The organism is Bacillus sp. JJ1503 (genome assembly GCF_036965125.1).
Classification (GTDB): Bacteria; Bacillota; Bacilli; order Bacillales; family Cytobacillaceae; genus Cytobacillus.
In genome coordinates this window covers 1-1,661 of the sequence record NZ_JBALOZ010000287.1, presented here as the reverse complement: position 1 = coordinate 1,661, position 1,661 = coordinate 1, and the positions used below count along the sequence as shown (strand labels likewise).

Below are 1,661 nucleotides of genomic sequence, written 5' to 3'. Positions count from 1 at the left end.
CTTCATTTTCTTTACTTACGGATAAATCTGTAATAAATAGAAATGTTTCCTTGCTATCGTTTTCTAAAAACCATTCCACTTCACGGTCTAGACCCGATACGGAATTGTAGCGAACCTTTACTTGCTTATCAAATGCAAGCTTCGCCAATATTCCACATCCAACCCCGTCCAAGTCATTATGTGATAATAGTTTGTACATGATCCTCACCTCTGAACGTAGTATGGTTTGCATTTGGAAAAATTATAAATAATTATTAATTTCTTTAGTAATCAAGTCTATTATTTCCTCATAATAAGATTGTTCATGCGGAACAAAGTCTTTTCTCCTTACCTGCTTCTGAACGGTTATTTTTTTTCCAAACTGATTAATTTCGAAACCTTCTATCGTAATTTCATCACACTCTCGTAGCAAAAGCCTTGAAAAGTCTTGAAATTCAACTTTAACAATTCCTGCTACTTCTTCTTTTTGCAAAATGTACTCATTAATAGAAAATCGACTCTTATATAAAAAAACATGTGCAATTTCATTATCAATAAATTCATCTCTAGTATGGCTGTATTTAATAATACCTAAAGGAACCAACTCATTATATGTGACGTTAATCCCTAATTCCTCTTTTATTTCCCGAACACCATCTTGAATTGTTTCCTGTGCTAAAATATGCCCAGCTGCTGTAATATCTAAATAATTGGGATAATCTTTCTTTAACGCACTTCTTTTTTGCAGATAAATATAATGTACCCCATCATCTTCACTTATGAACCAACAATGAAATGTTTCATGCCAATATCCTGCTCGATGTACTTCCTCCCGTGAGGCAACTCCTATAGGATTTCTTTGTTGATCAAATATGTTTAGTAATTCTTGTTCCATCTCTTTCTCCTTAGCCTAGGTTTCTTTACCTGAATTTTCCTACTAAAATGATTATATCTATTAATTTAGAAACATTACATTAATTTCCCTTAGATATAAATAAATTAAACACTAATTTTCCCTAACTATGATAATATTGGAAAAAAATACATTTTTATAATAATAAGAAAGGTGGATTTACATGAATTATTCTATCCGGACTATGACGCTCGATGATATTCCACAGGTACAAAATGTAGCTAAATCAAGCTGGAATCATACATATGAAGGAATAATCCCAAGAGACATCCAAGATAATTTCTTAAAATCGGCTTATAACGATGAAATGATGAAAAGAAGATTGGAGCATTCCTATTTGTATGTTGCTGAAATAGAGGGCGCAATTGTAGGTTTTGCCAATTATTCTCCTATTAAGGAGCATGGAGAGGTTGAGCTTGGGGCCATTTATCTTTTGCCAGAATATCAAGGAAAAGGCATTGGAACAGCTTTGCTCCGTGAAGGGCTTCATCATATTGAAGGAATTAATGAAGTTTATATAAATGTAGAAAGAGATAATCATATTGGCAGAAATTTTTACGATGCCAAAGGTTTTACAGTAGTATCTGAATTTGATGACAACTTTGACGGTCATATTTTGAAAACCGTTCGAATGGTTCTAAAAAAACTAGATTGATATATGATTTTTTTAAAAAAAGCTCGCCTTTTTAGCGAGCTTTTTCACGATACTAATTTCAACCCAATTGCTGCACCAAGAACCATGCTAATAAATAATAGCCTTTTCCAACCC

At 32.8% G+C, this 1,661-nt stretch carries 2 protein-coding genes and 1 pseudogene; 1 reads left to right on the top strand and 2 read right to left on the bottom strand.

Features of this window, described 5'->3' with window-relative positions; genetic code table 11:
- Together V7149_RS20250 and V7149_RS20245 are read right to left on the bottom strand one after the other, a co-directional pair.
- Window positions 1-199, bottom strand: a pseudogene (locus V7149_RS20250) (oligoribonuclease); the annotation flags it as partial.
- A 42-nt stretch (window positions 200-241) separates the two neighbouring features.
- Window positions 242-874: an NUDIX hydrolase gene (locus tag V7149_RS20245; RefSeq protein ID WP_335347398.1), complete on the bottom strand. Its 633-nt coding sequence runs from the start codon at window positions 872-874 to the stop codon at window positions 242-244.
- A 181-nt stretch (window positions 875-1,055) separates the two neighbouring features.
- Between V7149_RS20245 and V7149_RS20240 the strand changes: the two genes are divergently transcribed.
- A complete protein-coding gene (locus V7149_RS20240) occupies window positions 1,056-1,547 on the top strand; it encodes a GNAT family N-acetyltransferase (RefSeq protein WP_335347397.1) in 492 nt (163 codons plus the stop codon).
- Window positions 1,548-1,661: the final 114 nt, after the last annotated feature.